Below are 26,591 nucleotides of genomic sequence, written 5' to 3' on the forward strand. Positions count from 1 at the left end.
GCGAACGCCCCTCCAATCACCCGTCCGAGGGACCGTGAGCCCTGGGTAGGCGTGCAATGCTCGGGGAACGGCCCGGTTCTGTCACCATCTACACACTCTGAGTGACCGAACCTCGGGCTCACCCCCGAAAACTTCATGAAGGGAACCGGACATGGGTCCCCATCCTGCGGTCGCGGCGATACGCCTGGCGGTCCGCCGCGTCCTCCACGACATCCTCAACGAGCACATCCGCCCCACCGACGACTCCTCTGACTCCTCGCACGAGCGCCCGCCGTCCCCGCTCGTGCTCGTGGCCTGCTCCGGCGGCGCCGACTCCATGGCCCTCGCCTCCGCCCTCGCCTTCGAGGCCCCCAAACTCGGCATCCGCGCCGGCGGCGTCACCGTCGACCACGGCCTCCAGCCCGGCTCCGACCTGCGCGCCGAGGAAGTCGCCCTGCGGCTGCGCCAGCTCGGCCTCGACCCCGTCGAGTCCGTCGCCGTCACCGTCGGCCGCGAAGGCGGCCCCGAGGCCGCCGCCCGCGACGCCCGCTACGCCGCCCTCGACGCCGCCGCCGACCGCCACGGCGCCACCGCCGTCCTGCTCGGCCACACCCGCGACGACCAGGCCGAAACCGTCCTGCTCGGCCTCGCCCGCGGCTCCGGCATCCGCTCCCTGTCCGGCATGGCCGCGGTCTCGGGGGCCGACGGCAGGTACCGCCGCCCCTTCCTCCAGCTCGACCGCCAGACCGCCCGCAAGGCCTGCATGGTCCAGTCGCTGCCCGTCTGGGACGACCCCCACAACGCGGACCCGGCCTACACCCGCTCCCGGCTGCGCCACGAAGGCCTGCCCGCCCTGGAGAAGGCCCTCGGCAAGGGCGTCGTCGAGGCGCTCGCCCGGACGGCCCAGCTCTCCCGCGACGACGCCGACGCCCTCGACGCCTGGGCGAGCCAGGCCGCGACCGCCGTACGTGACGCGGCCGGCCTGCTGGAATGCGCCAAGCTCTACGCCCTGCCGCCCGCCGTGCGCCGCCGCGTACTGCGCCGCGCCGCCATCGAGGCCGGCGCCCCGGCAGGCTCGCTGTTCGCCCGCCACATCGAGGAAGTCGACCGTTTGATCACCGGCTGGCGCGGCCAGGGGGCCATCAATCTCCCCGGCAAGGTCGTCGCCCAGCGTCAGGGTGGCAGACTGGTGATTCGGCAAGGCTGAATCCTTACCCCTCCGCGAGGGGTGACGGGCAGGCCGGTGGGACGACCGAAAGTGATGCGGGTGGACGCGAAAGACATGGGCACCGACCTCAAAGAGGTGCTCATCACCAAGGAACAGATCGACGCCAAGCTGGTTGAGCTGGCCGCGAAGATCGACGCGGAGTACGCGGGCAAGGACCTGCTCATCGTCGGCGTCCTCAAGGGCGCGGTGATGGTCATGGCCGACCTCGCGCGGGCGCTGTCCACCCCCGTCACCATGGACTGGATGGCCGTGTCGTCGTACGGCGCGGGCACCCAGTCCTCCGGTGTCGTCCGGATCCTCAAGGACCTCGACACCGACATCAAGGGCAAGCACGTCCTGATCGTCGAGGACATCATCGACTCCGGCCTGACCCTGTCGTGGCTGCTGTCCAACCTCGGCTCCCGGGAGCCGGAGTCGCTGAAGGTGTGCACCCTGCTGCGCAAGCCGGACGCCGCCAAGGTCGCCATCGACGTCGAGTGGGTCGGCTTCGACATCCCCAACGAGTTCGTCGTCGGCTACGGTCTCGACTACGCCGAGAAGTACCGCAACCTCCCGTTCGTCGGTACGCTCGCGCCCCACGTCTACGGCGGCTGAGCCGGCCTTGAGGCCGAGCGGGCCTTCTTCCTAAGACGATCGGGAACCCCGGCGGGTTTCGCGCCGTTGGAGCATGCAGACGGGCTCGTTCAGCCGTCCCGTGCGGCTTCGCGTGACGAAGCTGGGGTACCGTCAGAAGAACTGTCTTATCAAACTCACTATGGCAGGAGGGACGGGGCGACACCGCTCCGTATGGATGGACGTGAAGCGATACTTCCGTGGGCCGGTCATGTGGATCGTGCTGGCCGTCCTTGCCGTGGTCGTGTTGATGCAGGTCGTCGGCTCGTCCGGTGGGTACAAGACGGTGGACACCGGCCAGGTCGTCCAGGCGATCAATGACAACAAGGTCCAGCAGGCCAAGCTGACCACCGGCGACGAGCAGACCATCAAGGTCGAGCTCAAGGACGGCCAGAAGGTCGACGGCAGCTCGAAGATCCAGGCGAGCTACATCGGCGACCAGGGCCAGAACCTCGCCGCGACACTGCAGACCAAGTTCGAGCAGAAGCAGATCCCCGACGGGTACACCGTCTCGCCGACCAAGCAGAACGCGTTCGTCGGCATCCTGCTCTCCCTGCTTCCCTTCGTCCTCATCGTCGTCGTGTTCCTGTTCCTGATGAATCAGATGCAGGGCGGCGGCTCCCGGGTCATGAACTTCGGCAAGTCCAAGGCGAAGCTCATCACCAAGGACACCCCCAAGACGACCTTCGCGGACGTCGCCGGATCCGACGAGGCCGTCGAGGAGCTCCACGAGATCAAGGAGTTCCTCCAGGAGCCGGCCAAGTTCCAGGCCGTCGGCGCCAAGATCCCGAAGGGCGTCCTGCTCTACGGTCCTCCCGGCACCGGCAAGACCCTGCTCGCGCGTGCCGTCGCGGGCGAGGCCGGCGTGCCGTTCTACTCGATCTCCGGTTCCGACTTCGTCGAGATGTTCGTCGGTGTCGGTGCCTCCCGGGTCCGTGACCTGTTCGAGCAGGCCAAGGCGAACGCCCCGGCGATCGTCTTCGTCGACGAGATCGACGCGGTCGGCCGCCACCGCGGCGCCGGCCTCGGCGGTGGTCACGACGAGCGCGAGCAGACCCTGAACCAGCTGCTCGTCGAGATGGACGGCTTCGACGTGAAGGGCGGCGTCATCCTGATCGCCGCCACCAACCGGCCCGACATCCTCGACCCGGCCCTCCTGCGCCCCGGCCGCTTCGACCGCCAGATCGCGGTCGACCGTCCGGACATGCAGGGCCGTCTGGAGATCCTCAAGGTTCACCAGAAGGGCAAGCCGGTCGCCCCGGACGTCGACCTGTCGGCCGTCGCCCGCCGTACGCCCGGCTTCACGGGTGCCGATCTCTCCAACGTGCTGAACGAGGCCGCGCTGCTGACGGCCCGCTCGGACAAGAAGCTGATCGACAACCAGATGCTGGACGAGGCGATCGACCGCGTGGTGGCGGGCCCGCAGAAGCGGACCCGGATCATGTCCGACAAGGAGAAGAAGATCACCGCGTACCACGAGGGCGGACACGCCCTGGTCGCGGCGGCCTCACCCAACTCCGACCCGGTCCACAAGATCACCATCCTGTCCCGCGGCCGCGCCCTGGGCTACACGATGGTCCTGCCGGACGAGGACAAGTACTCCACCACGCGCAACGAGATGCTCGACCAGCTCGCCTACATGCTGGGCGGTCGCGCGGCCGAGGAACTGGTCTTCCACGACCCGACCACGGGCGCGGCGAACGACATCGAGAAGGCCACCGCCACGGCCCGCGCGATGGTCACCCAGTACGGCATGACCGAGCGTCTCGGCGCCATCAAGTTCGGCGGCGACAACACCGAGCCGTTCCTCGGCCGTGAGATGGCCCACCAGCGCGACTACTCGGAAGAGGTCGCCGCCCTGGTGGACGAGGAAGTCAAGAAGCTCATCGAGAACGCGCACAACGAGGCCTGGGAGATCCTGGTCGAGAACCGCGACGTGCTCGACAACCTCGTCCTGCAGCTGCTGGAGAAGGAGACGCTGGGCAAGGAGGAGATCGCCGAGATCTTCTCCGCGATCGTCAAGCGTCCGGCCCGGCCGGCCTGGACCGGCTCCTCCCGCCGTACGCCGTCCACCCGTCCGCCGGTGCTCTCCCCGAAGGAGCTCGCCCTGACGAACGGTGCCAACGGCGCCACCCCGGCGATCTCGACCGCCAAGGCCACGGCGGCGGAGTCCGCGCCCGTGACCGAGCCGGCCCCCGAGGACCGTCCGGAGAGCTGATGTTCCGGGCCCCTGGTGGCCTCACCAGGCCCGGAATGGATGCCGCGCCCCTCAGGTTCTAGCCTGGGGGGCGCGGCGTTTTTCGGCCGTGCAGGCAGGGACACCGAGGAACGAGGCACACCAGATGACCGACCCCGTGACGCTGGACGGCGAGGGCTCCATCGGCGAGTTCGACGAGAAGCGCGCCGAGAACGCCATCCGGGAACTGCTGATCGCGGTCGGGGAGGACCCGGACCGGGAGGGGCTCAAGGAGACGCCGGGGCGGGTGGCCCGGGCGTACAAGGAGATCTTCGCGGGGCTGTGGCAGAAGCCCGAGGACGTGCTGACGACGACGTTCGACCTGGGGCACGACGAGATGGTGCTCGTGAAGGACATCGAGGTCCTGTCGAGCTGTGAGCACCACCTGGTGCCGTTCGTCGGTGTCGCCCACGTCGGGTACATCCCGTCCGCCGACGGCAAGATCACGGGGCTGTCGAAGCTGGCCCGGCTCGTGGACGTCTACGCCCGTCGGCCGCAGGTGCAGGAACGTCTCACCACGCAGGTCGCCGACTCCCTGATGGAGATCCTGGAGCCGCGCGGCGTGATCGTGGTCGTCGAGTGCGAGCACATGTGCATGTCGATGCGGGGGGTGCGCAAGCCCGGGGCGAAGACCATAACGTCGGCGGTCCGCGGCCAGCTGCGTGATCCCGCGACCCGTAACGAGGCGATGAGCCTGATCATGGCGCGGTGACGGTGCTGGGGTGCTGATGCCTCTGGGGTGCTGATGGTCCTGGGGTGCTGATGGTGCTGGGTGCTGATGTGCCTTGGGCGGTGACGTGCCTGAGGTGCTGATGCCTCTGGCGGGCTGACGGTCCTGGGGTGCTGATGCCTCTGGCGGTCTGACCGTCCTGGCGGCCTGATGGTCCTGGCGGGCTGACGGCCTGGGCCGCTGGCGCTTCTGGGGTCGTGGACGCTCCTGGGTGCTGGCGCCTGGCGGGTCAGGCCGTCGACGTCGCTCCCGTGTTCCGGTCGTCGTCCTCCGGGAGTTTGCACACGCGCTCTAGGAAGATGGCGGCCGCTATCACCCCGACGCCCGCCAGGACCGAGAAGCCGGCGTAGATGGCCTGGTCGCGGCGGGCGGGGATGTCGAGGGACTCCAGCAGGAAGACGCCGGTGCCGCCGTACATGCCGGAGACCAGGGCGGCGACCAGGGCGCTGGCCTGCCCGAAGACGACGGCGCGGGCCGCCATCAGCGGGTCCACGCCCTTGGCCTCGGGGCGGCGCTCCCGCTGGGCCTTGAGGCGGGAGCGGATCGAGAGCGCCGTGGACAGCAGGACCACGGCGATCAGGGCCAGCACGATGGGGGCGGCCAGGGGGACGCTGGGGAGGGTCCCGATCGAGGCCCACAGGCGGGCGCCCGCCCAGGACAGGACTCCGGCGACGACGAACACGCCGGCCAGCAGCCTGATGCGCAGCTCTCTCACGGTGACCCTTCAGCTCCCCCGGATGGCAGGGACGGTGTGGTGGCCCTGATCCTCGTGCTCCTTGTGCCCGATGCTCGTGGTCTTGACCTTAACGAGTTCGTGCTCTTGACCTTAACGACTATTCGGGCAGCCGGAGTTCCAGGTCCTTGCGGGGTTCCACGCCGTCCCGGGTGACGTCGGCCAGGAGGCCGGAGACGGGGCCGCGGCCGGGGAACTGGGCCTGCGGCTCCACGTCGTGCCACGGCGCCAGGACGAACGCGCGTTCGTGGGCGCGCGGGTGGGGGAGGGTGAGCGCCGGGTCGTCGGAGACGACGTCGGCGTACGCCACGATGTCGACGTCCAGCGTGCGCGCGCCCCAGCGCTCGTCACGGACCCGGTGGAAGGCCTCCTCGACCGCGTGGGCCCGCTCCAGCAGGGACGACGGGGGGAGCGTCGTCTTCACGACGACCACCGCGTTGAAGTACGACGGCTGGCTGCCCGGCTCGACGCCCCACGGCTCGGTCTCGTACACGGGCGAGACGGCCTTCACTCGGACGCCGGGGGTGTCCTCCAGCGCGTCGATGGCGCCCTGGAGGGTCTCCAGGCGGTTGCCCAGGTTGGAGCCGAGGGAGATCACCGCGCGCTGGGGGTTGTGCAGGGTGGTGTCGGCGGCGTCCACCTGCTGGACGACGGCGGCGGGCACCGGCTGGACGGTCGGGTCGCTCGGGCCCGTGGCGAAGGACGCGGTCATACTCGGCTCCGGGTGATGGTGATCGTCACGTCGTCGAAGGGGACCGTGATCGGCGCGTCCGGTTTGTGGACGGTGACCTCGACCTCCTCCACCCCCTCGTGCTTCAGGCAGGCCTGGGCGATGCGCTCGGCGAGGGTCTCGATGAGGTTCACCGGCTCGCCCTCGACGACGGCCACGACCTCCTCCGCCACGATGCCGTAGTGCGCGGTCTTCGCCAGGTCGTCGTCGGCGGCGGCCGGCCGGGTGTCCAGGCCCAGGACGAGGTCCACGATGAAGGTCTGGCCCTCTTCGCGTTCCTTGGGGAACACACCGTGGTGCCCGCGGGCCTTCAGGCCGCGCAGCGCGACACGATCCACGCGAATCACTCCTGCAATCGTCGGTTATGGCCGGTTCGTACCGGGTGCGGGCGGCACACCGGCCTCGAACGAATCTACCTGCGGGCACTGACAGCACCGGGCCACGGGGGCGTGGGGCCGGGCCGGGGCCAGGAGGTTTCACGGTGTGTTTCCCCTGGGGAACCCGGCGGCTCACGGGTTGGTAGCCGCCCCTACCCAAGGGGTGGTGATTCCAACCACTTGTTGGTCCGTCCGGTGCGCGGTCCGCATCCGGTCCTGAGGGCCTCGGGGTGCGCCTACCCGCTCAGGAGGGGGTGTCGTCCCCTTCGGCCTCGTCGTTTTCGGCCAGAACGGGGGAGGCGTGGTGGGACCAGAGTTTCCAGCCGGACGGAGTGCGGTGGAACACGTTGGTGGCGACCACCAGCTGGCCTACGAGCGGGCCGAGCTCCTCGCCGCCCTCGGGGGCGGGCCCGCCGCTGAGGATGTTCTCCGTGCAGGTCACCAGGGCGGTGTCGCCGGTGACGGACACATGCACGTCGGTCAGGAAGAACTGGATGTAGTCGGTGTTCGCCATGATCAGGGCGTACGACCGCAGGACCTCGCCGCGACCGGTGAGCACGGGCCAGCCGGGGTGCACGCAGGAGATCACGCCGGCGTCGGCGGGGTCGTGGTACTCCTCGTCGACGCCCAGGTCGGCCGGGGTGAGCCAGAGCGAGGAGAGCGCCTCGAAGTCGCCGCGCTCCATCGCCTCGTAGTAGGCGGTGTTGGCGGCTTCCACCTGCTCGACGTCGGTATGGGGGGCGCTCACCGGGCTCCTTCTGCGCCGTTGCCCGCTGCGCGCGCCCCTTCCACGGCGCGTGCGACCCGTACCGCGTCCGCCGTCGCGTGGACCTCGTGCACGCGCACGGCCCATGCGCCGGCGTGCGCCGCGAGCGCGGAGACGGCGGCCGTGGCGGCGTCGCGCTCGCGGGCGGGCGGGGGCGCCGCCTCCGGGTCGGCGGCGAGGACGCGTCCGAGGAAACGCTTGCGGGAGGCGGCGACGAGCAGGGGGTGCCCGAGGGTGAGCAGGCGGTCGAGGTGGGCGAGGAGGACGAGGTCGTGCTCGGCGTCCTTGGAGAAGCCGAGGCCGGGGTCGACGACGATGCGGTCGGGGGAGACGCCGCCGGCGAGGACGGCCTCCACGCGCGCGTGCAGTTCGTCGACGACTTCGGTGACGACGTCGTCGTAGACGCCCTTGACGTTGCCGCCCTCGAGGAAGCCGCGCCAGTGCATGACGACGAAGGGGGCGCCCGCCTCGGCGACGACCGGGATCATCGCGGGGTCGGCGAGGCCGCCGCTGACGTCGTTGACGAGGGCGGCGCCGGCGGCGAGGGACTGGGCGGCGACGGAGGCGCGCATGGTGTCGACGGAGACGGTGACGCCTTCGGAGGCGAGGCCGCGGACGACCGGGATGACGCGCTTGAGCTCCTCGGCCTCGTCGACGCGGGTGGCGCCGGGGCGGGTGGACTCGCCGCCGACGTCGACCAGGTCGGCGCCCTCGGCGACCAGGGCGAGGCCGTGCTTGACGGCGGCGGCCGTGTCGAACCAGCGGCCGCCGTCGGAGAAGGAGTCGGGCGTGACGTTCACGACTCCCATGACCGCGCAGCGGTCCCATGCCGGTAGGCCGACGACGCGCCCGCGTCCGCTCTGCTTGCTCATACGTTCAGCGTAGGCCCCGCGGGGAGCCGGACCGGCGTGCGGCCCGAGCGGAAGCCCCCGGGCTGGGGGGTGGGGCTTCCGCCCGGGCCAGTCTTCAGGCGGCCCGGGGTGTACCCGGGTCAGGCCGCGCGGACGTCTCTTTCCGCCACCGAGTGCGCGCACGCGCGCGGGGCGGTCCTGCGGCGGCGCAGGAACCGCGGCAGCGGGAGGGCGAGGTTCACGAACCCCTCGGCCTGCATGGCGGCGAAGCCGATGCGGGGCAGGTCACCGGAGGCGCGGTAGACGACGAAGCGGGGCTCCCAGCGGGGCTGGAACTTGGCGTTGAACTTGTACAGCGACTCGATCTGGAACCAGCGCGACAGGAACACCAGCAGTCCGCGCCAGGCGCGCAGCACCGGTCCCGCGCCGATCTTCTCGCCGCGCGCGAGGGCGGAGCGGAACATGGCGAAGTTGAGGGACACGCGCGTGATGCCGAACTTCGGGGCGGCCTGGAGCGCGGCCACGATGAGCAGTTCGTTCATGCCGGGGTCAGCCGAGCGGTCGCGGCGCATCAGGTCCAGGGAGGCGCCGTCGCGGCCCCAGGGCACGAAGTGCAGGATCGCCTTCAGGTCGCCGTACTCGCCCGGCTGTTCGTCGGCCTTGTGGGCGGTGGCGATCAGACAGTCGCCGTCGGCGAGGTCGCCGATGCGGCCCAGCGCCATGGAGAAGCCGCGTTCGGTGTCGGTGCCGCGCCAGTCGTCGGCGGCCCGGCGGATGCGCTCGAGTTCGGCGTCGCCGAGGTCACGGACGCGCCGTACGCGGGTCTCGTAGCCCGCGCGCTCGATGCGCTTGACCATCTGGCGCACGTTGCGCATCGCGCGCCCGGCGAGGGAGAAATCCGCGACGTCCACCACCGCCTCGTCGCCCAGTTCGAGGGCGTCCAGGCCGGTCTCGCGGGTCCACACCTCGCCGCCCGTCTCCGAGCAGCCCATGACGGCGGGCGTCCAGGAGTGGGCCTGGGCCTCGTCCATGAAGCGCTCGATGGCGCCCGGCCAGGCCTCGACGTCGCCGATCGGGTCGCCGCTGGCGAGCATGACGCCGGAGACGACGCGGTAGGTCACCGCGGCCTTGCCGCTGGGGGAGAAGACGACCGCCTTGTCACGGCGCAGCGCGAAGTGGCCGAGGGAGTCGCGGCCGCCGTGCTTCTCCAGGAGGGCCCTGAGGCGGGCCTCGTCGTCCTCGGTGAGGCGCGCGGCGGGGTGTTCGGGGCGGAAGGCCAGGTAGATCGTCGTGATGGCCGTGAGCAGCCCCAGGGCGCCCAGGGAGAAGGCGACCGTCCAGGAGGTGTTGCCCTGGTAGTCGACCGGGCCCTCGAAGCCGAACAGGCCGTACAGGACGTGCGTCAGGCGATCGGCCAGGCTCGGGTCGCCGACCAGCGTCTTGGGGTGGACGCTGACGATGACCAGTCCGAGGAGGAGGGAACCGGCGCCCATGAGGACGAAGTTGGCGAGTGCGCGCCAGCGGCTGCGCGGGTCGGGCAGTGCCTTGAACTGGTCGCGGTGGATCAGCAGCGGCGCGAGCAGCGCGAGCGAGATGAGCACGCCCACCGGGGAGTGGCGGTACGTGAACTGCGCCACCGCGCCGACCGGCAGCAGGACCACGGCGGCCCGCCAGGCCCGCCGCTTGCGGCGCCGCAGGCCGTGCGCCAGCAGGAGCAGCAGTACGCCCGCGCTCAGTGAGAGCGCCGCGGCGAACGGGCCGAGCGCGCCCGGCAGCACCTCGGCCAGGGTGTGCATACGGCTGTGACGGAAGCGCGGGAACACGCCCGCGGCAATGTCCAGAAGCCCCACGACCGCGCAGGCTCTGGCGACCAGGACCGGGACGGCCTCGGGGCGCGGGCCACGCGGTACGCGCCGCACGCGCGGTGATCGGCTCGGAACCCCGCCCGACATTTCCTCATCTGTCCTGACAGACATCGCATCCCGTAGTTCTGCGAGAGACCTGGATCCGGTGCCCGATTCGGGCATCCGGCGACATTGCGCCCTCTAGGACGGTGTCTCGGGGAGAGAGGTTCACTCACTTCCTCAAAGCCGGTTCAAAGGCCGGGAAAAGGGCCGGACAAGCCTTCGCGAAGATCCGCGGGAGGCGCGTCGGCACGGGGAGAAAGCGCAGGCAGGAAGCAAACCATGGGTCTCACGAGCAATAGCGTGCTGGTGCTGGCGATCGCGTCGGCCGTGGCTCTGTTCGTCGGCACGGTATGGCTGTGGCCACGGCTGGCGCGGCGCGGCTGGCGGGCCGTCAGCGGGCGCGTGGGGCTGCTGTTCGCGACCCAGCTGGCGCTGTTCGCGGCGCTCGGCCTCGGCGCCAACCAGTCCTTCGGGTTCTACGCGAGCTGGTCCGACCTGTTCGGGCAGGAGGACGAGCAGGGCGTCGTCGTGGACCACACGGCGAACCGCGGCTCGGGCGGCCCGCTCCAGGTGACGGGCGTACGACGGGTCAGGGAGACGGGCAGCGGGCGGCCGCAGCGCGGCGGCCAGATCCAGAAGGTCGCCATCGTGGGCCGTACGACGCACATCGCGACGTCCGCGTTCGTGTACCTGCCGCCGGAGTACTTCCAGCCGCGGTACCGCACGCGTACGTTCCCGGCGGTCGTGGTCCTCACCGGGTATCCGGGCACCGCGCAGGCGCTGGTCGACAAACTGCACTACCCGAGCACGGCGTTGGAGCTCGCCAAGGACGGCCGTATGCAGCCGATGATCCTGGTGATGCTGCGGCCGACCGTGGCTCCGCCGCGGGACACGGAGTGCGTCGACATTCCGAACGGACCGCAGACGGAGTCGTTCTTCGCCAAAGACCTGCCGGATGCCGTGCTCGCGCACTACCGGGTCGGGAAGAAGCCGGGCAGCTGGGGCGTCATCGGCGACTCCACGGGCGGTTACTGCGCGCTGAAGCTCGCCATGCACCACCCGCAGGTGTACGCGGCGGGCGCGGGCCTTTCGCCGTACTACAAGGCGCCGATCGACCCCACCACGGGAGATCTCTTCCAGGGGAACGAGGAACTCCGCAATCGCGCCGACCTGTGGTGGTACCTCAAGCACGAACCGGCGCCGGACACCTCACTGCTCGTCAGCAGCAGCAAGGTGGGAGAGTCCAACTACAAGGACACCCTGAAGTTCATAGAGCGCGTCAAGGCGACCGACCGGACCCGCATCTCGTCGATCATCCTCGAAAGCGGCGGGCACAACTTCAACACCTGGCGGCGGGAGATTCCGGCGACCTTGCAGTGGATGAGCGGGCGGCTGAGCGACCGGTGAGACCGGCAATGATCTTGCGGGTCGAGGGTGTGCGGGTGTTCCGTTTGTCGAATTCGGTGACCCGCCTGATTCCTGATGTCGTGTGAAGGCTTCGGTATGGCTGTGTTTTTACGGGCCGGGGCACCATCATTCGCCTACGCGCGGTAAGTTTCTGGCCATGCCACGTGGACGTCACCGCCATTCACCGCCCTTGCACAGGCTGCTGCCCCCGTCGGCGATCGCAGGCGTCTCGCTCGTCTGCGCTTTCGGCCCCTGGGTGTTCTCGCAACAGGCCGTGCTGCGTGTCATCGCCGCGAGCGCCGCGGCGACGGCGGTGGTCGGCGCCGCCGTCATGCGCCGCTGGGACGCGCAGGCCGGCAAGCAGGTCGCCGACCTCACGCGCGCGCGTGCCAGCGACGAGTGGCGGTTCGAGGAGCGGGTCGCCGAACTGGAGACCGACCTCGAGGAGTCGCGCGAGCTGCGCGCCAAGCTGGAGCAGCGGCTGCGGGCCAAGCGCTCCGAACTGGCGGGCCTGCGCAACGAGCACGCGGCACTGCTGCGCCGGTACGCCACGGCGGAGACCGAGCGCGCGAGCGCCCTGGAGGGCCGCCGGCTGCTCGAGATAGAGACCGCGGTTCCGGTACGCGAGCTGCCGCCCGTGTCGGTGCCGGTTCCCGGCGGCGCCGTCGAGGAGACCGAGGCTGTGGCTGCCCCGGTCGAGGACGCGGAAGCGGACGTGGAGACCGCCGAGGCCGGCGACGACAAGCCGGAGACGCCCGCGATCTTCTCGCCGGAGGGTTCGCAGTTGTTCCTGCGGGCGAAGGTGGCGCTGGCGCGGCTCGACGCGGAGGACGCGGGGGCGGCCGCCGACAAGGCGGACGAGGCGTCCGGCGACTCGGCTGACGCCGATGACTCCGCTGCCGCTGCCGACGCCGGTGACGCGGTGAAGGGCGACGAGTCATCGGGCGACGAGGCTTCCAAGGACACCACCGGCGCCACCGACGTCACTGACGCCGTTGAGGTCTCCAGGGATCTGTCCAAGGACATCTCCAAGGAGGCTCCCCAGGGCGAGGGTTCGCCCAAGGACGACGGTTCCCCGAAGGGGGACGGCACGCCGGACGGCGACGGTGGCCCCAAGGGCGACGGTCCGGCGAGGAGCGTGCCGGCCCAGGCCGGTCCCGTCACCGCCGAGGTCGCCGCCCCCGGCGACTCCGCAGCGGAGGCCGCGCAGGAGGACGAGGCACAGGGGCAGCCCGCGGCGGCCGACGGGCATGAGCGCGCGGCCGCCGTCACCAGCACCGCGGCCAAGCCGGCCCAGCCCGTGCAGCAGCCCTCCGGACACTTCGTCGCGCCGACCGCGGTGGCCGTCGTACCGGCCGCGCCCGTACGGCGCCCGGCGGTCGAGGGCGGCTTCGACTTCTTCGGCACCCAGAAGGCGTCCGCCGCCCTGGAGGCGGTGCAGAACGAGGATCTCGCCGACGTGGTGGGCCAGGAGGCGCTCGCCCTCCACAAGGCCGAGGCCGAGTCGGAGTTCAAGCCGGCCGACGAGGAGTCGCGCGGCGCGGGTCAGGTCATCGACCTGACGGCCCACGACGAGACGGAGCAGATCGATCTGCAGGGGCTGCGGAGCGCGGTGTCCTGAGCGACGTACGTGCCTGACGACGAGGCCGCGTGGTCCCGGGTGGGGCCGCGCGGCCTCGCCGTTTTCGTCCGCGCTCGCGGGCGTGCTCGCGGTGCTGTCAGGCCATCCAGCGGTCCGGCAGCGCGTCGCGGCGTCCGGTGCGGGAGCGTTCGGCCTGTGAGCGGAGCAGCTCGGCGGCTTCCTCCGCGTCCCGCAGACGGGCGGTGACGGTCTTGTCGGCCCCGGTGTCCACATGGACGTCGGCGAGCCGCCACAGACGCTGCCAGGGGCCTTGCACGAGCCGTACGCTCTGCACCTTGGCGTGCGGGACCAGTGCGAGGCTGCGCCTGAGGAGTCCCTCCCGGGACGCGAACACCGCGTCGGTGACGGCGAGTCCGTAGCCGCGCCACCACCACGGCACGCACCGCCCCGCGCGCCGCGGCGGCCGGGACAGGGCGTCCGGCGACGGCACGGTCACCCCGGGCAGCACGCGCGCGACGACCGCCTCGGCGACCGCGCGCGGAGCGACCGGTACCAGCACCGAGTTGGACGACCCGGCCACGTCCAGCTCCACCCGCACCCAGCCGCGCCGCCGCCACAGCAGCGGCTGCACGATCCGCACGGTCTGCACCCGTCCCGGCGGCACCGTCTCGTGCGTGCGGTCCAGAAGCCCGTGGTCGATCCGCAGTCCGTCGGGCGACTCGCCCACGGTCCAGTCGTACTCGCCGACGAACCGCCCCACGCTGCTCGCGCCCGCCGCGCCGAGCAGGGGCACGCCGGTCGCGAGGACCGTCCACAGGCTGTGGGTGGCGAACCACAGGACGGGCGGTACGACGAGAGCGGCGACCAGCGCGCCCCAGGTGGCGCCCGTGAGCGCGAGGGCGATCGCGAGGTCGCGCGGGGGCGTGCGCAGCAGCTCGCGCGCCGGGGCTTCGCCGACTTCGTGCGCCGTCTCGGGCGCGAACCCGGCGGCGCGCGCGAGGAGTTCCGCGCGCAGCGCACGCGCCTCGCGCTCCCCGAGGAAGGCGAGCTCGTCCTTCTTGTCGGCGCCTATGACGTCGAGTTTCAGCTTGGCGACGCCGGCCACGCGCGCGAGGAGCGGCTGGGTGACGTCGACGGCCTGGATGCGTTCCAGCCGGATGTGCACGGTGCGCCGGAACACCAGCCCGGTACGGATGCGCAGTTCGGACTCGGTGACCGCGAAGTGCGTGGTCCACCAGGTGAGGAAGCCGTAGAGGGCGGCGGCCGGGACCAGCACGGCGAGCGCGATCAGCAGGGTCGTGGTCGTCAGCCGGGTCAGCTGGCGCTGCGCCTGGTCGGGGTCGTGCACCGCCCAGCCGATGAGCACCGCGACCGGCGCCCACGCCCGCCTGAGCGGCGTCACGGGGTGCAGCCGCCGTTCGGTCACCGGCGGCTTCGCCCGCAGCTCGGGCATGCCGTCGTCGAGGCCCGGCGTCGTCACAGGCCCGCCGATCGGGCCTCGCCGAGCTCGGTGAGCCGGTCGCGCAGCCGTTCCGCCTCGGCCGGGTCGAGGCCGGGGATGGTCGCGTCGGTCGCGGCGGCGGCCGTGTGCAGCTGGACGCTGGCGAGCCCGAAGTGCCGCTCCACGGGGCCGGAGGTGACCTCGACGAGCTGCATCCGGCCGTACGGCACGACCGTCTCCTCGCGCCACAGCACGCCCCGGCTGATCAGCAGGTCGTCCGCGCGCTCGGCGTAGCGCCAGGAGGACCAGTTGCGCCCGAGCATCACCCACCCCCAGGCGATGGCGGCGACCGGCAGCAGCGCGGTCGCGGCCCAGACCGGCCCGGCGAACAGCCCGAGCAGCCCACCCAGCGCCAGGGCGATCAGCCCCAGCCACACCACCAGCAACAGCCGTCGCATCCGCAGCAGCCCCGGGGGCAGCCCGATCCACACCGGCTCACCCGCCGCCGACTCCGTGTCCTGCCCGCTCCCCGTCTCCATGGGGCCAGCGTACGTAGGAGAGACTGTGTCCATGACTCCCACGACGGAGACCACGGTCGGTATCGGCGGCGCCGCGGAGAGCACCGACATGGTGCTCAACATCGGGCCCCAGCACCCGTCGACGCACGGTGTGCTGCGCCTCAGGCTCGTCCTGGACGGCGAGCGGATCCAGCACGCGGAGCCGGTGATCGGCTATATGCACCGCGGCGCGGAGAAGCTCTTCGAGGCGCGCGACTACCGTCAGATCATCATGCTCGCCAACCGCCACGACTGGCTGTCGGCCTTCTCCAACGAGCTGGGCGTGGTCCTCGCCGTCGAGCGCATGCTGGGCATGGAGGTCCCCACCCGCGCGGTGTGGACGCGCACGCTCCTCGCCGAGCTCAACCGGGTGCTCAACCACCTGATGTTCCTCGGCTCGTACCCGCTGGAGCTCGGCGGCATCACGCCGGTCTTCTACGCGTTCCGGGAGCGCGAGGTGCTCCAGAACGTCATGGAGGAGGTCTCCGGCGGGCGCATGCACTACATGTTCAACCGCGTCGGCGGCCTCAAGGAGGACCTCCCGGCCGGCTGGGCGGGACGCGCGCGTGCCGCCGTCGCCGCCGTGCGCTCGCGCATGGACGTGTATGACGACCTGGTGCTCGGCAACGAGATCTTCCGGGGGCGCACACGGGGCGTGGGCGCGCTCGCGCCGCAGACCGTGCACGCGTACGGCGTGAGCGGGCCCATCGCGCGCGCCTCCGGCGTCGACTTCGACCTGCGCCGCGACGAGCCCTATCTCGCCTATGGCGAGCTCCAGGACACCCTGAAGGTGGCCTCCCGGACCGAGGGCGACTGCCTGGCGCGCTTCGAGGTCCTCCTGGAGCAGACCCACAACTCCCTCGACCTCGCCGACGCCTGCCTCGACCGGCTCGCCGAGCTGGAGCCCGGCCCGATCAACCAGCGGCTCCCCAAGGTCCTGAAGGCGCCCGAGGGCCACACCTACGCCTGGACCGAGAACCCGCTCGGCATCAACGGCTACTACCTCGTCAGCAAGGGCGAGAAGACCCCGTACCGCCTCAAGCTGCGCTCGGCGTCCTACAACAACATCCAGGCGCTGGTGGAGCTGCTGCCGGGGACGCTGGTCGCCGACATGGTGGCGATCCTGGGGTCACTGTTCTTCGTGGTCGGGGACATCGACAAGTAGGTCGCCCAGGGACGCGCTCCCGATGCCGACCGGCTGGAGCAGCCAGCCGAAGTCGCCGAGGCCGCCGGGTGCGGTGAGTTCGGCGGCTTCACCGGCGCTCGCGAGGGCGCGTACGTAGGCCGCGGGTTGTGTGGTCGCGAGTGCGAGCGGGGGGCGCGCGCCTGCGATCCCCAAGGCGCGCAGGGCGGCGCGCTGCGTCAGTACGCGCCCCCCGGATGCGGCGCACGCCGCTCGCGCTGCCTCCCGCGCCGCGTCCAGCGCGACGTGCGCCGTGATGTCGCACGACCCGTCCGGCACGGGCGCCGTCTCGCGCCCCGCGCGGAACCCGGTGAGCGTCCCGAACAGAGGGCGCGCGTCCGCGGTGTGCGCGTAGTCGACCGCCACCGCGAGCCCCCGCGCCACCGCCGCGACCGCGTCGGCCCACGCCTCGTCCCGGGGCAGCCCGACCTCCGCCCGCAGACCCTCCTCGGCCGGCAGCGGCCACCACCGCGCGAGCCACTCCGCCTCCGCGCCGGACAGCGGCTCCCCGAGCCGCTCGGTCCCGTCCCGTCGTACGAGCACCCGGCGCGCGACCCCCGCGGGGTCCACCTCGGCGATCTCGACGGGCACGTTGTCGAGCCACTCGTTGGCGAACAGCAGCCCGGTGATCCCGTGCGGGGGCTCGGGCAGCCACTCGATCCGGTGGTCCAGGCCGTGCGGGCGGCCGGCGAGCTCGACGGCGTACGCGCGCGTGCGGGACGCGACGTCCGCGGGCAGCGCGGCGAGGACCCCGGTGACCAGCTCGCCCCGGCCGGCCGCCATGTCGACGAAGTCGAGCGCCGGGGGCCGGCCCAGGGCCTCGTCGACCCGGCACAGCAGCCGGGCCACGGCCTCGGCGAACAGCACCGACGCGTGGACGGACGTACGGAAGTGACCCGCCGGGCCCTCCGGGCGGCGGTAGAAGCCGTCAGGGCCGTACAGGGCGGCCTGCGTCGCCGCCCGCCAGCCGCGCCACTCCCCTGCTGTCCCGTCCGTCACGGCGCCAGACTATGCGCACAGGGGAGCGGAGCCTCCACCTTGGGGAGTAGGCCGGGGGCGCATGGATCGACCCTCCGGTTGACCCCTGCACCTATCACGCTTCCCTACGCTGGGTTACGTGCAGCGCCTCTATGACTTCCTCCGCAGGCACCCGACATGGGTCGACGCCTTCTGGGCCGTCTTCCTGTTCGGGATCTCGGTCGTGTTCGAAGTCGCCGAGCAGTCGGACGAGGGGACCGACTCGGAGGCCGCGGTCATCCCGATCGTCCTCCTGCTGTGCATGGTGATCGCGCTGCGCCGGCGCCTGCCGGAGAAGATGCTGCTGCTGGCCATCGCGATCGGCGTGGCCCAACTGCTGGCGGACGTGCCCACGACGCCGGGTGACTTCGCGTTCCTGGTCATCGTCTACACCGTGGCCGCGACCGGCGCCCGCTGGGCGTCCCGGCTGGCGCTCGCCATGGGCCTGAGCGCGGCGTGCGTGGCGCATCTGCGGTGGTGGAACCACGACGCGAGCGCTCTGGCCAACGCGGCGCTGATCGTCTTCCAGACGGTGCCGTTCGCGCTGGCGTGGGTGCTCGGCGACTCGATGCGCACCCGGCGCGCCTACTTCGCACAGCTGGAGGAGCGCGCGAGCCGGCTCGAGAAGGAGCGCGAGGCGCAGGCGAAGGTCGCGGTCGCCGCCGAACGCGCCCGCATCGCGCGCGAGCTGCACGACGTGGTCGCGCACAACGTGTCGGTGATGGTCGTGCAGGCCGACGGTGCGGCGTACGTCCTCGACACCGCGCCAGACCAGGCGAAGAAGGCCCTGGAGACGATCTCCTCCACCGGCCGCCAGGCCCTCGCCGAGATGCGCCGCCTGCTGGGCGTGCTGCGCACCGGCGAGCACCAGGAGGTCGGGGAGTACGTCCCGCAGCCCGACGTCGAGCAGATCGACGACCTGGTCGAGCAGTGCCGCACCTCCGGCCTGCCGGTCGACTTCAAGGTGGAGGGCACCCCGCGCCCGCTGCCCAGCGGCGTCGAGCTGACGGCGTACCGCATCGTGCAGGAGGCGCTCACCAACACCCGCAAGCACGGCGGGCCCAACGCGGGCGCGAGCGTGCGCCTGGTGTACTTCGACGACGGGCTCGGTCTGCTCGTCGAGGACGACGGCAAGGGCGCGCCGCACGAGCTGTACGAGGACGGCGGCGCCGACGGCCAGGGACACGGCCTGATCGGGATGCGCGAGCGTGTCGGTATGGTCGGCGGCACCCTGGATGCGGGACCGCGTCCGGGCGGAGGATTCCGTATCAGCGCGCTCCTCCCGCTCAAACCGGCGCACTGACGCCGACGCACGCCCCCTGTTGACACCTGTCACACCCTTGCCGACGCAACCTGAAGAGTCGTAGAGAGACGGAAGAGGCCCCGATGACGATCCGCGTGATGCTCGTCGACGACCAGGTGCTGCTGCGCACCGGGTTCCGGATGGTGCTCGCCGCCCAGCCGGACATGGAGGTCGTCGCGGAGGCGGGCGACGGCGTCGAGGCGCTCCAGGTGCTGCGGGCCACGACCGTCGACGTGGTGCTGATGGACGTGCGTATGCCGAAGCTGGACGGGGTGGAGACCACCCGCCGCATCTGCCAGGAGGAGAACCCGCCGAAGGTGCTCATCCTGACCACCTTCGACCTCGACGAGTACGCCTTCTCCGGGCTGAAGGCGGGCGCGTCCGGCTTCATGCTCAAGGACGTGCCGCCCGGCGAGCTGCTCGCCGCGATCCGCGCGGTGCACAGCGGGGACGCGGTGGTGGCCCCCTCGACCACGCGCCGCCTCCTCGACCGGTTCGCGCCGATGCTGCCGAGCACCGGCAAGGAGCCCCAGCACAAGGAGCTGGAGCGGCTCACCGACCGCGAGCGCGAGGTCATGGTGCTGGTCGCCCAGGGACTGTCCAACGGCGAGATCGCGGCCCGGCTGGTCCTGTCCGAGGCGACCGTGAAGACCCACGTGGGCCGCATCCTGACCAAGCTGGGGCTCCGGGACCGGGTGCAGGTGGTCGTCCTGGCCTACGAGACGGGGCTGGTGCGGGCCGGCGGGCACGGCTGAGTCACGCGAACGTGACGCCCGCGTGACCGCCGCGCACTAGGGTCTGCGCATGCTCCTGTGGATCAACGGCCCCTTCGGCGGCGGGAAGACGCAGACGGCGTACGAGATCCAGCGCCGCCTGCCCGGCAGCGTCGTCTGCGACCCCGAGCACGCCGGCTTCGGGCTGCGCCGCATGCTTCCCTCCGAACTGCGCGGAGACTTCCAGGATCTGACGTCCTGGCGGCAGGGCGTCGTCGAGGTCCTCGATCTCGCCCTGACCAAGCACGACGGCGTGGTCATCGCACCGATGACGGTGACGGACTCGGGCTACTTCGCCGAGACCGTGGGTCGCCTGGGCGAACTCGGCCATGACGTACGCCACTTCACGCTCCTCGCGCGGCGCGAGACGGTCGTGAAGCGGCTCCGGGAGCGCGGCTTCGGACACCTCCTTCGGTTCGTGGGCGGCAGGAACGCCGGCCTGGGACGCGAGACCTGGGCCCTGCGGCAGCTCGACCACTGTCTGGAGCGGCTGCGCGAGCCGGAGTTCGCCGAGCATCTGTGGACCGACGACGCGACCGTGCCGAAGACCGCGGACCGGATCGCCGTCCTCGCCGGGCTGCGGCTGCGGCCGAACAACGAGGGCGCGCTGCGGACACGGCTGAGGCAGGCGCGGATCGGGGTGAAGCACATCCGGTTCGACTGAGCACATCCGGTTCGCTCGAGCCGGACTCCGGCGCGCTCAGCGCAGGATGCCCTCCAGGAAGTCGCTGCCCAGCCGCGCCACCACGGTCACGTCCAGCTGGTGCAGGACGTACCGCCCGCGGCGGCGGGTGGTGATCAGGCCCGCCTTCTTCAGGACGCTCAGATGGCGGGATATCTCGGGAGCCGTCATTCCGTGCGCCTGGGCCAGCTCGCTCGTGGTGTACGCGCTGCGGGCCAGATGCCGGCACAGGCGCATCCGGACGGGGTGGGAGAGCGCGGTCATCCGCAGGGCCAGCTGTTCCACCGAGGACGGTGACGCCAGCTCGGGCGAGCCCACCGGGTAGTGCAGCGTCGGCTGCCAGCCATGGCGGTGCAGGACGCTCAGATGCGGCCAGCCCAGGCTCGTCGGGACGAGCAGCAGGCCGCCGTCCTCCGTGGCGGTGCGGCCGTCGCCCAGTTTGTCGACGACGATCCGCGCGGAGGCCTCGTCGAGCGCCACCGCCGGGGACACCGCGGTCAGCGCCTCGGCGAGGCCCTTGTGCCGCAGCAGGTCCGTCTTGAGGCGGGCGTCGGCCGCGAGCTGGTGGCGCAGCCGGCACCAGGTGTCGGCGAAGAACGCCGCGTCGCAGTCCTCGACGAACTCGCGGAACCAGGTCCGGATCCGGACCGGGTCGGCCAGCAGCCGCTCGGTGAAGCGCACCTGCTGGGGCCCGCGCGACGCGGCCAGCTCCAGGGCGCGCCGGTGCAGCGCGGGGTCGGAGAGCATGGTGGGGCCGTACGACGAGTAGGGCACCGCGCAGGTGAACTCCAGGGCCGCGTCGACGAACTGCTCGTCCGTCAGCTTGTCGAGCTGGTCCAGCTCCTGGGCGATCGTCGCCCCCGGAAGCGTGCTGCGTCCCGGAATGCCGGCGAAGGGCATGAACAGGTCGGAGAACGTCGTCCGCCACAGGAAGTCCGCCTCGCACATCCGGTCGGCGAGGTGCGAGTCGAGCCGCGCGGTCACGCCGGTCACCCAGCCCTGCAGGCCCGGATGATGTCCCGGCTCGGCCAGCGCGTGCAGCGCCATGCCGAGCTCGGCCAGGGGTGAGGGCACGACGGCGACCCTCTCCGGCCGCAGCCCCGCGATGTCGATGCGCACGCTCATGTCCTCATCGTGCACCCCGCCACTGACAACGCCGCCCTCGATTGACGGTGGCCGTCAATCGACGCGACGCCGCCGCCGTACCGGCGCAATCTGGGAGGACCGGGGCAGCCGCGGACCCCGCCCCGTCGGAGCACGAGCCGAGAAGGCGATCAGCCATGAGCATCACGCAGCAGTACCTCCTCGACACCTACCGCGCGCGGCAGCACGGTGAGCCCGCCCCGCCCGCGCCCGGCACCCACGACCGGCAGGTCGTGCGCGCATGGCGGGACCACCGCCGCTTCCGCGCGGTGCTCGCCGAACGGCCGGCCCGGGGGCGGATACGGCGGTCCCTGAGCCGCCGGCTGCACCTCACCCCCTGAGCCGAGCCCTACGGCAGCCGCGCCACGAAGTCCGCCACCGCCGCCTTCACGTCCTCGGCCGTCCACTCGAGGCCGGCCGCGCCGACGGTGACCTCGGTGCGGGCGAGGCCCGGCCCGCCCCGCTCCCAGTAACCGGTGAACAGGTACGTCCCGGTCTCCTCCGCCTGCCGCACCGCCGCCTCGATCAGGACGTCGGGCTCGTACGGCAGCCAGACCTGGAACTCGTGGGTGTGCGGCTCCTCGGGATGCACCCGTGCCCACGCCGCGCCCGCCTCGGCGAATCCCTCCCGCAGCGCGGCGGCCACCACGCGCGCGTGGCGGACGTACTCCGGCAGGCGGGGCAGTTCCCGGTCCAGGCCGACGAGCGCCGACAGCGCCGTCGGGAACTGCTGGAAGAGCGTCCCGCCGTACCGGTGCCGCCAGGTCTTCGCCTCGTCCACCAGCGTCCTCGGGCCCGCGAGAGCGGCTCCGGCGAGGCCTTCGAGGGACTTGTAGAACGACACGTAGACGCTGTCCGCCAGGCCCGCGATCTCGTCCAGGGGGCGGCCGAAGTGGACGGTGGTCTCCCACAGGCGCGCGCCGTCGAAGTGCACCACCGCGTCGCGCTCCCGCGCCGCCTCCACGACCTCGGTGAGCTCCTCCCAGGTCGGCAGGACGAAGCCGGCGTCCCGGAGCGGCAGCTCCAGCATCAGCGCGCCATAGGGCTCGTCGAAGTCGCGCACCTCTTCGGCGGTGGGCAGCCGGGGCTCACCGGTCAGGCGCACCGGGCGCAGGCCGCTGACCTGGGTGAAGGCATGGCGTTCGTGGACCTCGGGGTGGGCCAGCGGATGCAGGGCGACCGCGGCGTTCCCGGTACGGGCCGCCCAGCAGCGCAGGGCGATCTGCTGTGCCATCGTGCCGGTCGGGAAGAACGCGGCGGCCTCCTTGCCCAGCAGGGACGCGACCCGCTCCTCCACTGCCGCCACGACGCCGTTGCCGTAGACGTCCGGCTGCTCTTCCAGGTCGTAGACCTCGGGGGCGGCCTCCACCAGTGACGCGAGCCGGTCCCGGATCGTGAGGCTCAGCCCGCCCCGCCACAGGACCCGCCGCGCCGCACGGACGGCCTTCTTGCGGCGCCCGCGCAACCGCTCCTCCGCCGACTTCTCGTCCACCTGCTCCGCGGCATCGCTCATGCCCGTGATCATCCCTCGCGGCCCGTCCCACGGGCACCCGCATTTCCGTTCCCGAGGGACGTGGGGAAACCCACAGCCTGTGGACAACCGGACGGCCCTCGAACCAATCGCGTTAACATGACGAGAAATCGTCCGGTACCCAGATGCGGACTGGAACGGGAAGGCCTCCGTCGCGTGAGTACTAGCCAACAGCCAGACCCGAGGGACCGCCCCGCGCGCCTCACCGTCGGCGTCGTCGGCGCCGGACGCGTGGGGCCCGCGCTGGCCGCGTCCCTCCAGCTCGCCGGGCACCGTCCGGTGGCCGTCTCCGGGGTGTCCGACGCCTCCCGCAGGCGCGCCGCGGAGCTGCTCCCGGACGTGCCGCTGGTGCCGCCCGCCGAAGTCCTCCAGCGCGCCGACCTGGTGCTGCTGACCGTCCCGGACGACACCCTGCCCGGCCTCGTGGAGGGCCTCGCCGAGACCGGCGCCGTACGGCCGGGACAGCTGCTGGTGCACACCTCCGGGCGGTACGGCGCGAAGGTCCTCGACCCCGCCCTGCGCGCGGGCGCGCTGCCGCTGGCCCTGCACCCGGCGATGACGTTCACCGGCACGCCCGTGGACGTCCAGCGGCTCGCCGGCTGCTCCTTCGGGGTCACCGCGCCCGAGGAGCTCAGGATGGCCGCCGAGGCCCTCGTCATCGAGATGGGCGGCGAACCCGAGTGGATCGCCGAGGAACGCCGGCCGCTCTACCACGCGGCGCTCGCGCTGGGCGCCAACCACCTCGTCACGCTGGTGGCCCAGTCCATGGAGCTGCTGCGGGAGGCCGGTGTCACGGCCCCCGACCGGATGCTCGGCCCGCTCCTCGGCGCCGCCCTCGACAACGCCCTGCGCTCCGGTGACGCGGCCCTGACCGGCCCCGTCGCGCGCGGGGACGCCGGCACCGTCGCGGCGCACGTGTCCGAGCTGCGCAAGTACTCCCCGCAGACCGTCGCCGGCTATCTGGCGATGGCCCGCGCGACCGCGGACCGGGCGCTCGCCCACGGGCTGCTCAAGCCCGAGCTCGCCGAGGACCTCCTCGGGGTACTCGCCGACGGGACCCATGGAACCGACGGGACCCCCGGCACCGACGGCACCGAGGGAGATGCCGGATGACCACCACCCTGCTGCGCACCGCCGACGAGCTCCACGCGCGCGTCCGCGAAGGCCGCCGTGCCGTCGTGATGACCATGGGCGCCCTGCACGAGGGGCACGCCACCCTGATCCGGACCGCGCGCGAGATCGCGGGGCCCGAGGGCGAGGTCGTCGTCACCGTCTTCGTGAACCCCCTGCAGTTCGGCCAGGGCGAGGACCTCGACCGCTATCCGCGCACCCTGGACGCGGACATCAAGATCGCCGAGGAGGCGGGCGCGGACGCCGTGTTCGCGCCCTCCGTCGACGAGGTCTACCCCGGCGGCGAGCCCCAGGTCCGCATCAGCGCGGGCCCCATGGGCGAGCGCCTGGAGGGCTCCTCGCGCCCCGGCCACTTCGACGGCATGCTCACGGTCGTCGCCAAGCTGCTGCACCTCACCCGTCCCGACGTCGCCCTGTACGGGCAGAAGGACGCCCAGCAGCTGGCCCTCATCCGGCGCATGGTGCGGGACCTGAACTTCGGCGTCGAGATCGTCGGCGTACCGACCGTGCGCGAGGAGGACGGCCTGGCCCTGTCCAGCCGCAACCGCTACCTCTCGCCCCAGGAGCGCCACACGGCCCTCGCGCTCTCCCAGGCGCTGTTCGCGGGCCGCGACCGGCACGCCGCCCAGGAGGCGCTGCGGGCCCGCGCGCGCGAGGTGCCCGCCACGCACGCGCGTGCCGAGGCGCTGAGCGCCATAGGGGAGTCCCGCGCGGCCGCCGACGCGCACGCCGTCGCGAAGGCGATCCCGGGCGCCCCCTCGGCCGTACGCGCCGCCGCCCGCCTGGTCCTCGACGACGCCGCACGCCTGTCGCCGCCGCTGGAGCTCGACTATCTGGCCCTGGTCGACCCCTCCGACTTCACCGAGGTCGAGGACGACTTCACCGGCGAGGCCGTCCTCGCCGTCGCCGCCCGGGTGGGGACGACCCGGCTGATCGACAACCTCCCGCTCACCTTCGGAAACCTCGGAGCCGCCTCGTGACCAGCACAGGCATACGACTGCACGCGCCCGCGCCCGGGTGGTCCATCGACGCGGACGTGGTCGTCGTCGGCTCCGGCGTCGCCGGCCTGACCGCGGCCCTGCGCTGCGAGGCCGCGGGCCTGCGCACCGTCGTCGTCACCAAGGCCCGCCTCGACGACGGCTCGACCCGCTGGGCGCAGGGCGGCGTCGCCGCGGCCCTCGGCGAGGGCGACACCCCCGAGCAGCACCTCGACGACACCCTGGTCGCCGGCGTGGGCCTGTGCGACGAGAACGCGGTCCGCATCCTCGTCACCGAGGGCCCCGGCGCGGTACGCCGCCTCATCGAGACCGGCGCCCACTTCGACGAGTCCGAAGAGGGCGACCTGGAGCTCACCCGCGAGGGCGGCCACCACCGCCGCCGCATCGCCCACGCGGGCGGCGACGCGACCGGCGCGGAGATCTCCCGCGCGCTCGTCGAGGCCGTACGCGCGCGTGGACTGCGCACGATCGAGAACGCGCTCGTCCTGGACCTGCTCACGGACGCCGACGGCCGTACGGCGGGCGTCTCCCTGCACGTCATGGGCGAGGGCCAGCACGACGGCGTGGGCGCCGTGCACGCCCCCGCGGTCGTCCTCGCGACCGGCGGCATGGGCCAGGTCTTCGCCGCGACCACCAACCCGTCCGTGTCGACCGGCGACGGCGTGGCCCTCGCGCTCCGCGCGGGCGCCGAGGTGAGCGACCTTGAGTTCGTCCAGTTCCACCCCACCGTGCTCTTCCTGGGCCCCGACGCCGAGGGCCAGCAGCCCCTGGTCTCCGAGGCCGTCCGCGGCGAGGGCGCCCACCTGGTCGACGCCGACGGCGTGCGCTTCATGGTCGGGCAGCACGAACTGGCCGAGCTCGCGCCCCGCGACATCGTCGCCAAGGGCATCCTGCGCCGCATGCTGGAGCGGGACGCCGAGCACATGTACCTGGACGCCCGGCACTTCGGCGCCGACATGTGGGAGCACCGCTTCCCGACGATCCTCGCCGCCTGCCGCGCCCACGGCATCGACCCGGTCACCGAGCCCATCCCGATCGCCCCGGCCGCCCACTACGCCTCCGGCGGCGTGCGCACCGACTCCCACGGCCGGACGACCGTCCCGGGCCTGTACGCGTGCGGCGAGGTCGCCTGCACCGGCGTGCACGGCGCGAACCGGCTCGCGTCGAACTCCCTCCTGGAGGGCCTCGTCTACGCCGAGCGCATCGCCGCGGACATCACGGCGGAGCACGCCGCGAACGGCCTCCACGCGCGCGTGCCCGAGCCCGTCGAGCACCCCGAGAAGCCCGCGCACCCCCTGCAGTCGCCCGAGGCCCGGTTCGCGATCCAGCGGATCATGTCGAGCGGCGCGGGCGTCCTGCGCTCCGCCGAGTCCCTGGCCCAGGCCGCCGAGCAGCTCCAGCGGCTGCACGCCGACGCCCGGGACGCCCTCGACGAGAACGGCAAGACCGCCGAGCCCGGCGTCGACACCTGGGAGGCCACCAACCTCCTGTGCGTGGCCCGCGTCCTCGTCACCGCCGCCCAGCTGCGCGAGGAGACGCGCGGCTGCCACTGGCGCGAGGACGAGCCCGACCGCGACGACGCGGCATGGCGGCGCCACATCGTCGTACGGCTGAATCCGGACCGCACCCTCGCCGTACACACCACGGATACCGCAGACTTCCCCCCGACCCGGCAGCCCCTTCAGGAGCAGTGA

Annotated in this window: 25 protein-coding genes; 14 read left to right on the forward strand and 11 right to left on the reverse strand. The window is 72.2% G+C overall.

Features of this window, described 5'->3' with window-relative positions; all coding sequences use genetic code 11:
* The first annotated feature begins 151 nt into the window (after positions 1 to 151).
* The 4 genes from tilS (at position 152) to folE (ending at position 4,767) form a co-directional block, all read left to right on the forward strand.
* Positions 152 to 1,186 (forward strand): tRNA lysidine(34) synthetase TilS, encoded by a 1,035-nt coding sequence (tilS, locus tag ACFUO4_RS42405; RefSeq protein WP_079311399.1) that lies wholly within the window; start codon positions 152 to 154, stop codon positions 1,184 to 1,186.
* A 54-nt stretch (positions 1,187 to 1,240) separates the two neighbouring features.
* Positions 1,241 to 1,801, forward strand: a complete 561-nt coding sequence (gene hpt, locus ACFUO4_RS42410) for a hypoxanthine phosphoribosyltransferase (protein WP_079311400.1) — start codon at positions 1,241 to 1,243, stop codon at positions 1,799 to 1,801.
* A 196-nt stretch (positions 1,802 to 1,997) separates the two neighbouring features.
* Entirely contained in the window at positions 1,998 to 4,037 is a 2,040-nt protein-coding gene (gene ftsH, locus ACFUO4_RS42415) for an ATP-dependent zinc metalloprotease FtsH (RefSeq protein WP_079311401.1), read from the forward strand.
* 124 nt (positions 4,038 to 4,161) lie between these two features.
* Entirely contained in the window at positions 4,162 to 4,767 is a 606-nt protein-coding gene (folE, locus tag ACFUO4_RS42420; RefSeq protein ID WP_079311402.1) for a GTP cyclohydrolase I FolE, read from the forward strand.
* A gap of 247 nt (positions 4,768 to 5,014) precedes the next feature.
* Here folE and ACFUO4_RS42425 read toward each other — a convergent pair whose 3' ends face one another.
* The 6 genes from ACFUO4_RS42425 to ACFUO4_RS42450 all read right to left on the reverse strand — a co-directional run bounded on the left by ACFUO4_RS42425 (position 5,015) and on the right by ACFUO4_RS42450 (position 10,194).
* A complete protein-coding gene (locus ACFUO4_RS42425) occupies positions 5,015 to 5,500 on the reverse strand; it encodes a DUF3180 domain-containing protein (RefSeq protein ID WP_383495749.1) in 486 nt (161 codons plus the stop codon).
* A gap of 118 nt (positions 5,501 to 5,618) precedes the next feature.
* Positions 5,619 to 6,230: a 2-amino-4-hydroxy-6-hydroxymethyldihydropteridine diphosphokinase gene (folK, locus tag ACFUO4_RS42430; protein ID WP_079311403.1), complete on the reverse strand. Its 612-nt coding sequence runs from the start codon at positions 6,228 to 6,230 to the stop codon at positions 5,619 to 5,621.
* Entirely contained in the window at positions 6,227 to 6,586 is a 360-nt protein-coding gene (folB, locus tag ACFUO4_RS42435) for a dihydroneopterin aldolase (RefSeq protein ID WP_079311404.1), read from the reverse strand. Before folB ends, folK begins: the two co-directional genes overlap by 4 nt.
* 283 nt (positions 6,587 to 6,869) lie before the next feature.
* Positions 6,870 to 7,373 (reverse strand): nuclear transport factor 2 family protein, encoded by a 504-nt coding sequence (locus ACFUO4_RS42440; RefSeq protein WP_079311405.1) that lies wholly within the window; start codon positions 7,371 to 7,373, stop codon positions 6,870 to 6,872.
* The gene (gene folP / locus ACFUO4_RS42445; RefSeq protein WP_383495754.1) at positions 7,370 to 8,263 is read right to left on the reverse strand and encodes a dihydropteroate synthase; all 894 of its coding nucleotides are present in this window, start codon (positions 8,261 to 8,263) and stop codon (positions 7,370 to 7,372) included. The genes ACFUO4_RS42440 and folP overlap by 4 nt, the downstream gene beginning before the upstream one ends.
* A 119-nt stretch (positions 8,264 to 8,382) precedes the next feature.
* Positions 8,383 to 10,194, reverse strand: coding sequence for a phosphatidylglycerol lysyltransferase domain-containing protein (locus ACFUO4_RS42450; RefSeq protein WP_079309696.1), 1,812 nt, complete (start codon positions 10,192 to 10,194; stop codon positions 8,383 to 8,385).
* Positions 10,195 to 10,428: 234 nt separating this feature from the next.
* Here ACFUO4_RS42450 and ACFUO4_RS42455 point away from each other — a divergent pair, with 234 nt between their 5' ends.
* Complete coding sequence (locus ACFUO4_RS42455; protein ID WP_383495758.1) at positions 10,429 to 11,556, forward strand: alpha/beta hydrolase; 1,128 nt, start codon at positions 10,429 to 10,431, stop codon at positions 11,554 to 11,556.
* A 157-nt stretch (positions 11,557 to 11,713) separates the two neighbouring features.
* The gene (locus ACFUO4_RS42460; RefSeq protein WP_383495761.1) at positions 11,714 to 13,177 is read left to right on the forward strand and encodes a hypothetical protein; all 1,464 of its coding nucleotides are present in this window, start codon (positions 11,714 to 11,716) and stop codon (positions 13,175 to 13,177) included.
* A 97-nt stretch (positions 13,178 to 13,274) separates the two neighbouring features.
* Here ACFUO4_RS42460 and ACFUO4_RS42465 read toward each other — a convergent pair whose 3' ends face one another.
* On the reverse strand, positions 13,275 to 14,618 hold the full coding sequence (locus ACFUO4_RS42465) for a PH domain-containing protein (protein ID WP_383495764.1): 1,344 nt from the start codon (positions 14,616 to 14,618) through the stop codon (positions 13,275 to 13,277).
* On the reverse strand, positions 14,615 to 15,118 hold the full coding sequence (locus tag ACFUO4_RS42470) for a PH domain-containing protein (RefSeq protein ID WP_079309693.1): 504 nt from the start codon (positions 15,116 to 15,118) through the stop codon (positions 14,615 to 14,617). Before ACFUO4_RS42470 ends, ACFUO4_RS42465 begins: the two co-directional genes overlap by 4 nt.
* 31 nt (positions 15,119 to 15,149) lie before the next feature.
* Here ACFUO4_RS42470 and ACFUO4_RS42475 point away from each other — a divergent pair, with 31 nt between their 5' ends.
* Positions 15,150 to 16,301, forward strand: coding sequence for an NADH-quinone oxidoreductase subunit D (locus ACFUO4_RS42475; RefSeq protein WP_383495767.1), 1,152 nt, complete (start codon positions 15,150 to 15,152; stop codon positions 16,299 to 16,301).
* Here the strand turns inward: ACFUO4_RS42475 and ACFUO4_RS42480 are convergent.
* Entirely contained in the window at positions 16,266 to 17,318 is a 1,053-nt protein-coding gene (locus ACFUO4_RS42480) for an SAM-dependent methyltransferase (protein ID WP_383495771.1), read from the reverse strand. The two genes, ACFUO4_RS42475 and ACFUO4_RS42480, sit on opposite strands and share 36 nt — an antisense overlap.
* A gap of 118 nt (positions 17,319 to 17,436) precedes the next feature.
* On the opposite strand from ACFUO4_RS42480, the gene ACFUO4_RS42485 reads away from it, so the two are divergent.
* From ACFUO4_RS42485 to ACFUO4_RS42495, 3 genes are all read left to right on the forward strand, one after another.
* Positions 17,437 to 18,639 carry a sensor histidine kinase gene (locus ACFUO4_RS42485; RefSeq protein ID WP_079309691.1) on the forward strand — a complete coding sequence of 401 codons (1,203 nt, stop codon included), beginning with the start codon at positions 17,437 to 17,439 and terminating at the stop codon, positions 18,637 to 18,639.
* 83 nt (positions 18,640 to 18,722) lie between these two features.
* Entirely contained in the window at positions 18,723 to 19,394 is a 672-nt protein-coding gene (locus ACFUO4_RS42490) for a response regulator transcription factor (RefSeq protein ID WP_059193979.1), read from the forward strand.
* A 49-nt stretch (positions 19,395 to 19,443) separates the two neighbouring features.
* Positions 19,444 to 20,076 (forward strand): AAA family ATPase, encoded by a 633-nt coding sequence (locus ACFUO4_RS42495; RefSeq protein ID WP_383495776.1) that lies wholly within the window; start codon positions 19,444 to 19,446, stop codon positions 20,074 to 20,076.
* Between the two features lie 36 nt (positions 20,077 to 20,112).
* Here ACFUO4_RS42495 and ACFUO4_RS42500 read toward each other — a convergent pair whose 3' ends face one another.
* Positions 20,113 to 21,219 carry a DUF5937 family protein gene (locus ACFUO4_RS42500; RefSeq protein ID WP_383495779.1) on the reverse strand — a complete coding sequence of 369 codons (1,107 nt, stop codon included), beginning with the start codon at positions 21,217 to 21,219 and terminating at the stop codon, positions 20,113 to 20,115.
* Between the two features lie 155 nt (positions 21,220 to 21,374).
* Here ACFUO4_RS42500 and ACFUO4_RS42505 point away from each other — a divergent pair, with 155 nt between their 5' ends.
* Positions 21,375 to 21,578 (forward strand): hypothetical protein, encoded by a 204-nt coding sequence (locus tag ACFUO4_RS42505; protein ID WP_079309688.1) that lies wholly within the window; start codon positions 21,375 to 21,377, stop codon positions 21,576 to 21,578.
* Between the two features lie 8 nt (positions 21,579 to 21,586).
* Here the strand turns inward: ACFUO4_RS42505 and ACFUO4_RS42510 are convergent, their stop codons facing one another.
* Positions 21,587 to 22,750 carry a threonine aldolase family protein gene (locus ACFUO4_RS42510; protein ID WP_383495783.1) on the reverse strand — a complete coding sequence of 388 codons (1,164 nt, stop codon included), beginning with the start codon at positions 22,748 to 22,750 and terminating at the stop codon, positions 21,587 to 21,589.
* 174 nt (positions 22,751 to 22,924) lie between these two features.
* Here ACFUO4_RS42510 and ACFUO4_RS42515 point away from each other — a divergent pair, with 174 nt between their 5' ends.
* The 3 genes from ACFUO4_RS42515 to ACFUO4_RS42525 are packed head-to-tail and all read left to right on the forward strand — an operon-like array spanning position 22,925 to position 26,591.
* Positions 22,925 to 23,881 (forward strand): Rossmann-like and DUF2520 domain-containing protein, encoded by a 957-nt coding sequence (locus ACFUO4_RS42515; protein ID WP_383495787.1) that lies wholly within the window; start codon positions 22,925 to 22,927, stop codon positions 23,879 to 23,881.
* A complete protein-coding gene (gene panC / locus ACFUO4_RS42520) occupies positions 23,878 to 24,879 on the forward strand; it encodes a pantoate--beta-alanine ligase (RefSeq protein ID WP_383495790.1) in 1,002 nt (333 codons plus the stop codon). Before ACFUO4_RS42515 ends, panC begins: the two co-directional genes overlap by 4 nt.
* Positions 24,876 to 26,591: an L-aspartate oxidase gene (locus tag ACFUO4_RS42525; RefSeq protein WP_383495793.1), complete on the forward strand. Its 1,716-nt coding sequence runs from the start codon at positions 24,876 to 24,878 to the stop codon at positions 26,589 to 26,591. Before panC ends, ACFUO4_RS42525 begins: the two co-directional genes overlap by 4 nt.

Origin of the sequence: Streptomyces sp. NPDC057280, from assembly GCF_042668605.1 — a bacterium.
Lineage (GTDB): Bacteria > Actinomycetota > Actinomycetes > Streptomycetales > Streptomycetaceae > Streptomyces.